This window comes from Mesorhizobium sp. M7A.F.Ca.US.005.03.2.1 (assembly GCF_003997795.1).
Taxonomy (GTDB): Bacteria; Pseudomonadota; Alphaproteobacteria; order Rhizobiales; family Rhizobiaceae; genus Mesorhizobium; species Mesorhizobium ciceri.
On sequence record NZ_RZRP01001581.1, the window covers coordinates 1 to 508 of the forward strand.

The 508-nt window shown below is 64.8% G+C and carries 2 protein-coding genes; one reads left to right on the forward strand and one right to left on the reverse strand.

The annotated features are described in order from the left end of the window. On the forward strand, nucleotides 1–387 hold a 387-nt coding region (locus EN991_RS39260; protein ID WP_164769816.1), incomplete at its 5' end, for a YdcF family protein. Here the strand turns inward: EN991_RS39260 and EN991_RS39265 are convergent. Then, nucleotides 366–508 (reverse strand): DUF599 family protein (locus tag EN991_RS39265; RefSeq protein ID WP_127370684.1); only part of this gene is annotated, 143 nt, incomplete at its 5' end. The two genes, EN991_RS39260 and EN991_RS39265, sit on opposite strands and share 22 nt — an antisense overlap.

The following is a 508-nucleotide window of genomic DNA, read 5'->3' on the forward strand; positions in this document are numbered from 1 at the left end:
GGCGAGGGCGATGCCGCAACCGCGCCGCGCCTGCTCACCGCGCTTGGCGTGGCCGCCGACCGGATGATCCTGGAGAACAAGTCCCGCAACACCTATGAGAACGCGGTCTTCACCAAGGAGTTGGTAACGCCGAAGCCCGGCGAGACCTGGCTGCTGGTGACCTCGGCCTTCCATATGCCGCGCGCCAAGGCGCTGTTCGACAAGGCCGGCTTTGCAACCGTTCCATGGCCGGTCGACTATCGCACCTCGGGACGAGAAGGCGTCGGCCTGTTCCGCGACAATCCAGCCGATTCGCTGCAGGCCACCACCATGGCCATCCGGGAATGGATCGGGCTTTTTGCCTACTGGCTGTCAGGCCGGATCGATCAGCCTTTTCCGGGTGGCTGACCGATCACCGCCTGCCTGGCCGCCGAGAAGAACTGGCGCCGCACCAGCACCGCCAGCAGCAACAGCGTCGACAACACGAACACCATGGGGTCGACGAACCAGCCGAGATAACCGATCGAGA